This window comes from Achromobacter maghribensis, from assembly GCF_057334215.1.
The window spans coordinates 40,064-45,596 of the sequence record NZ_JBHFII010000034.1; the positions used below are offsets into that span (position 1 = coordinate 40,064).

General features: G+C 63.0%; 5 protein-coding genes and 1 pseudogene. All 6 read left to right on the forward strand.

What is annotated here, in order from left to right:
- Positions 1–138 precede the first annotated feature (138 nt).
- On the forward strand, positions 139–1,236 hold the full coding sequence (locus ACE039_RS13800) for a TRAP transporter substrate-binding protein (RefSeq protein WP_485822615.1): 1,098 nt from the start codon (positions 139–141) through the stop codon (positions 1,234–1,236).
- 261 nt (positions 1,237–1,497) lie between these two features.
- A complete protein-coding gene (locus ACE039_RS13805; protein WP_310034280.1) occupies positions 1,498–2,652 on the forward strand; it encodes an ABC transporter substrate-binding protein in 1,155 nt (384 codons plus the stop codon).
- Positions 2,653–2,816: 164 nt separating this feature from the next.
- Positions 2,817–3,698 (forward strand): branched-chain amino acid ABC transporter permease, encoded by an 882-nt coding sequence (locus ACE039_RS13810; RefSeq protein WP_485822616.1) that lies wholly within the window; start codon positions 2,817–2,819, stop codon positions 3,696–3,698.
- 3 nt (positions 3,699–3,701) lie between these two features.
- Positions 3,702–4,583, forward strand: coding sequence for a branched-chain amino acid ABC transporter permease (locus ACE039_RS13815; protein WP_105559310.1), 882 nt, complete (start codon positions 3,702–3,704; stop codon positions 4,581–4,583).
- Positions 4,576–5,364, forward strand: coding sequence for an ABC transporter ATP-binding protein (locus ACE039_RS13820; RefSeq protein WP_105559309.1), 789 nt, complete (start codon positions 4,576–4,578; stop codon positions 5,362–5,364). Before ACE039_RS13815 ends, ACE039_RS13820 begins: the two co-directional genes overlap by 8 nt.
- Positions 5,365–5,419: 55 nt before the next feature.
- Positions 5,420–5,533: pseudogene (locus ACE039_RS13825) on the forward strand (ABC transporter ATP-binding protein); the annotation flags it as partial.

The following is a 5,533-nucleotide window of genomic DNA, read 5'->3' on the forward strand; positions in this document are numbered from 1 at the left end:
GCGCCTCTTCGCGTTTCGCCGTCTTTGCATTCCCTTACCGGCTCGGGAATTCCTCTAGCGATTCCCGGCCCCGCCAGCGTGTAATATCCGGCGGGTATTGCTCGAAGTCCCGGGTGTTGCTGTAAGGAGCAAAGAGAGATGCAACGACGTTCATTCTTGAAGCACGCCGGACTCGGCGCCGTCGCCACCGGAGCCGCCGTCAGCGCGCCTGCGTTCGCGCAGGATATGCCGTCCCTGAGCTGGCGCCTGTCGTCTGCTTTCCCCGCCGCCCTGGACCTGCGTATCGGCGCCGGCGAACATTTCTGCAAAATCGTCTCGGAAGCGACGGGCGGCAAGTTCAACATCCGCCACTACCCCGAAGGCGAGATCGCGCCGGCATCCGACTTGCTGGAAGCCGTCTCCACCAACAAGGTGGAATGCGGCCATGGCTCGTCCCGCTTCCTCTTCGCCAAGAATCCCGCCTTCTGCTTTGACGCCGCCGTGCCCTTCGGGTTGAACGCGCGCCAGATGAACGCCTGGATGAACGAAGGCGAGGGCTTGCGCCTGACCCGCGAGCTCTTCAAGCCCGAAAAGATCATCAACTTCCCGCTGGGCAACACCGGCGCGCAGATGGGCGGCTGGTACACCCGTGAAATCAAGCGGCTGGCCGACCTGAAAGACCTGAAAATGCGGGTCGGCGGCCTGGCCGCCAATGTGCTCGGGCGCATGGGCGTGTCGCCGCAGCCGGCCGACCCGGCCAAGCCGTTGGCCGAGGCCTTCGAAAAAGACGGTCTGCAAGCCGTGGCCGGCGCGGGCGCCTATGACGACGACAAGCTGGGCCTGAATAAAGTAGCTAAGTATTACTACGCACCCGGCTGGTGGGCGGCCGGCGAACAGCTGTCGCTCTATATCAATGACGAGGCCTGGAACAAGCTGCCCAAGCATTACCAGGCGGTGGTGCAGGCCGCCGCGCTGGCCGCGCATGTCTCCTTGACCTCGCGCTACGACGCCCGCAATCCCGCCGCGCTGGCGCAATTGGCGGCAAATGGCACGCAAGTGCGCGCGTTTCCCCGCTCCATCATGGACGTGGCCTTCGAGACCACGCAGCAGGCATACCAGGACTTGGCGGCCAAAGACCCGAAGTTCAAGGCCATACACGACAGTTACATGGGCTTTCGCGACAGCGAGATGCCGTGGTTCCGCTTGACCGAAAACGCTTACGACCAGTACCTGGGCGTGGCGCTGTCGGGCAGGTAGCAGGGAGGTTCGCCGCAGCCTGAACGGCATTCGGCGAAGCGTAGGGTTTTTGCTAGTAATACCGCGTTTTTTACAAAAAAATGGGCGGTTTTGGGGCTTTTCTCGAACCACATTCGAGTTTCGGCCTGATACAAAGGAGTAATATCCCGGGTCTTGACGCGCAATCATGACGCCTTTAGGCGGCATAAGACGTCAATCCGGCGGGATTACACCAGCCCGGATTACCAATATTCCGAGACAGACTTTAAGGTGGTATCAACCATGCAATCCAAGACCAAGAAGCTGCTGGCCGCGCTGATCGCCGCCGGTATCGTCCCGGCTGCGAACGCGGCTGACATCAAGCTGGGTGTGGCGGAAGCCCTGTCCGGCGGCGCCGCTCAGTACGGCGTCTCGATCCGCAACGGTTTCCAGCTTGCCGCTGATGAAATCAATGCTGCGGGCGGTATCAACGGCAACAAGCTCGTGCTGGTGGTCGAGGACGAACAAGGCAAGAAAGAAGAAGCCATCAACGTCTTCAAGAAACTGATCTTCAAGGACAACGTCCTGATGGTCTTCGGCCCGACGCTGTCGAACTCGGCCCAAGCCGCCGACCCGATCGCCCAAGCCGCCAAGACGGTTGCCTTCGGCACGTCCAATACCGCCGACGGCATCACGTCCATCGGCAACTATGTGTTCCGCAACTCGGTCACCGAAGCCGACGTGCTGCCGGCCACCATCTCCACCGTCAAGGCCAAGACCGGCCTGAAGAACGTGGCGGTGCTCTACGGCAACGACGACGTCTTCACCAAGAGCGGCTACGACAACTTCAAGAAGGCCCTGGCAGACCAGAAGATCCCGGTCACCACGACCGAAACGTTCGCCAAGGGCGACGTGGACTTCAAGGCCCAGCTGACCAAGATCAAGGGCACCAACCCCGACGCCATCGTGCTGTCCGCACTGCTGGCCGAAGGTGCCCCGATCATGGTGCAGGCCCGCCAACTGGGTCTGAACGTGCCGGTCATCGGCGGCAACGGCATGAACTCCGTCAAGATTTTCGACCTGGCCCCCGGCGGCGCATCGAACAATCTGTGGATCGGCAGCCCGTGGTCGATCGAGAACAAGGCCCCCGAGAACGTCAAGTTCATTGGTGCCTACAAGGCCAAGTTCAATGGTTCGCCCGACCAGTTCGCCGCCCAGTCGTATGACGCCATGTACATCGTGGCCCAGGCGCTGAAGAACACCAAGCTGACAGGCGAACTGCCCAAGGACCGCGCTGCCCTGCGCGACGCCCTGCCTTCCGTGACCTGGACCGGCGCCACCGGCGCGTTCAAGTTCCGTCAAGCCAACGACCGTGCCGGCAAACCCGCCGGCTACGACGCCGACCAGGCGCCGATCGTCAGCGTGACCAAGGACGGCAAGTACGTCATCGAGAAGTAAGCAGTACGCATCCCCGCGCGGGGGGATGCGCCTTGCGGACGGCCCGGCTGTCCGCAAGGCGCTTTTTATCGTAGGGCCGTCCCAAGACAAAAATGGCCTCCCTCGGGAGAGCTAGACCACGCAGCGGGCGCGTGGAGGCCCTCATAGATCTGGAAAGTCCCATCATGTTCGAACAACAATTCGTCAATGCCTTGTCGCTGGGCTGTGTGTATGCACTGTTCGCGCTGGGCTTCACGCTGATCTTCGGCGTGCTCGGGGTGATCAACCTGGCGCACGGCGCCGTCTTCATGGTTGGCGCCTACGCGGCACTGTTCGTCGTTCAGCAATTCGGCCTGCCCCTGTGGGGTGCGCTGATGGTCGCGTTCTTCGTGGCTGGCTTCACCGGGGTCATCGTCGACTACCTGGTGCTCAAGCCCCTGCGCAAGCGCAACGCGCCGCACTTGATCCCCATGATCGCCACGATTGGCGTGGGCATCATCCTGAACAATGGCGCCCAAAGCATTTTCGGCGCCAGCAACCTGCGCTTCCCGCACGGCACCGTGCCCGAGGAAGTCATCGAAGTCGCCGGCCTGCACCTGACGGTCATCGAACTCGGCATCATCTTCCTGTCGTTCGCGCTGATGGCCGTGCTGATGTATGTCATGCGCCGCACGCAGTTCGGCCGCGCGCTGCGCGCCATCGCCGAATCGCCCAAAGCCGCCTGGCTGCTGGGTATCAACGTCGAAAAACTATTCGTCACCACCTCGTTCGCCGCGGCTGCCCTGGGTGGCGTGGCCGGCGTGCTGATCGGGCTGTATTCCAACGCGCTATTCCCGCTGATGGGCCAGCCGATGCTGCACAAAGGCATCGCGGTCATCATCCTGGGGGGCATGGGCGACATCCGCGGTGCCATGCTGGGCGGACTTTTCCTGGGCTTCGCCGAGGTGCTGTCCGTCGCGTACGTCGGCTCCACCATGCGCGATGCGGTGGCTTTCGGCCTGCTGTTCCTGATCCTGCTGGTGCGCCCGCAAGGTCTGTTCGGCAAAGTGGTTCAACGCAAGGCTTAAAGAATGAGCGGATTCGAAAACTTCTGGGCCATCTACGGCAACCTGGTGCTTACGCTGGGCACCAACGCCTTGCTGGCCCTCTCCATCTGGCTGACCCTGGCTTGCGGCATGCTTGCCATGGCAAACGCCGCTTTCATGGGCATCGGGGCTTACACCGCCGCGCTGCTCACCATGAACTACGACGCGCCGTTCTCGGTTGCACTGGCCGGGGGCATGGCGGCGCCAGCTCTGGTCGCGGCGCTGATCGGCTTGCCGACCTTGCGCTTGTCCGGGGTCTATCTGGCCATGGCCACGCTGGGCTTCGGTGAAGTCGTTCGCGTGACCATCCTGAACACCGAGTCCCTGACCGGCGGCGCGCTGGGCCTGAACGGCATCCCGCAGCTGACGCAGTGGTGGCATGTGGTGGTGGCGGTCGTCATTGTCCTGTTCGTGCTGTGGCGCGTTCGCGCGTCCAAGATCGGCCGCTCGTTCGACGCCATTCGCGGCGACGAAACGGCCGCGGGCCTGATGGGCATCGACGTGCGCGCCAACAAAATGCTGGCCTTCGTGGCGGGCGCGATGATCGCCGGCCTGGCCGGCGCCCTGAACGCGCACCTGACCTTCTTCATCGGCCCCAACGAATACGGTTTCGACCGTGGCGTTGAAATCCTGACCATGGCCATCCTGGGCGGCATCGGCGGCCTGGCCGGTCCGGTACTGGGCAGCTTCATCATTACGGTGCTGCCCGAGCTGCTGCGCGGCTTCGCGGATTTGCGCCTGATCGCGAACGGAGTGATTCTGGTGGTGATTGTGTTGTTCCTGCCGCAAGGCATCTGGGATCCGGCGCGCTTCAAGCGCTGGATGCGTCAAGGCCAGGGCGGCCAGGGAGGCAAGCGCCATGCTTGAACTGTCCTCCGTCTCCAAGAGCTTTGGCGGCCTGCATGTGCTGCATGACGTCAGTCTGTCCGTGCCCGAAGGCGCGATCTTCGGCCTGATCGGCCCCAACGGCGCCGGCAAGACCACGGTGTTCAACCTGATCACCGGCCTGTTGCCACCCAGCGGCGGCACGATCACGTTCAACGGCGAAAGCGTCCTGGCCAAGAAGCCGCACAGCATCACGCGCATGGGCATTGCCCGCACGTTCCAGAACATTCGTCTCTTTAAAGAGATGACGCTGCTGGAAAACGTGGTGGTCGGCGCCTACCGCCACATGAACTACGGCTTTCCCAGCCTGCTGCTGGGCCTGCCGGGCTACCGCGAGCACGAAAAGCGCGCCCGCGAGCGCGCGCACGAACTGCTGACGTGGATGCGCCTGGATCACAAGGCCAACGATCTGGCCGACAACCTGTCCTACGGCGAGCAGCGCCGCCTGGAGCTGGCGCGCGCGCTGGCCACCGAGCCAAAGCTGTTGCTGCTGGACGAGCCGGTCGCGGGCATGAATACCGGCGAACGCGCCGAACTCATGCGCGAGATCCTCGCCATTCGCGACCGTGGCTACACCATCCTGATGATCGAGCACGACATGCGCTTCGTCATGGGCTTGTGCGAGCGCATCGCGGTGCTGAACTTCGGCAAGATCATCGCTTGCGGCGGTCCCGAAGAGATCCGCAACAACGAGCAGGTCATCGAGGCCTATCTGGGCCGCGAAGACGACGAAGACACCGAACAAGCGGAGGCTGCACGATGAGTCGCCGGGCCGCTCCCAAGACGAATACCGTAGCGCATTGCGCGGAGGCTGCACGATGAGCGCGATGCTGGAAGTCCGCGGACTCGAGGTCAACTACGGCCATATCGAAGCCGTCCGCGGCATCGACCTGGACCTGAACGCCAACGAAATCACCGCCCTGGTGGGGGCC

Excerpts from the sequence above, each read along its gene's own strand:
- ACE039_RS13800 (WP_485822615.1), top strand. The coding sequence starts at position 139 with ATGCAACGACGTTCATTCTTGAAGCACGCCGGACTCGGCGCCGTCGCC.
- ACE039_RS13805 (WP_310034280.1), top strand. The coding sequence starts at position 1,498 with ATGCAATCCAAGACCAAGAAGCTGCTGGCCGCGCTGATCGCCGCCGGT.
- ACE039_RS13810 (WP_485822616.1), top strand. The coding sequence starts at position 2,817 with ATGTTCGAACAACAATTCGTCAATGCCTTGTCGCTGGGCTGTGTGTAT.
- ACE039_RS13815 (WP_105559310.1), top strand. The coding sequence starts at position 3,702 with ATGAGCGGATTCGAAAACTTCTGGGCCATCTACGGCAACCTGGTGCTT.
- ACE039_RS13820 (WP_105559309.1), top strand. The coding sequence starts at position 4,576 with ATGCTTGAACTGTCCTCCGTCTCCAAGAGCTTTGGCGGCCTGCATGTG.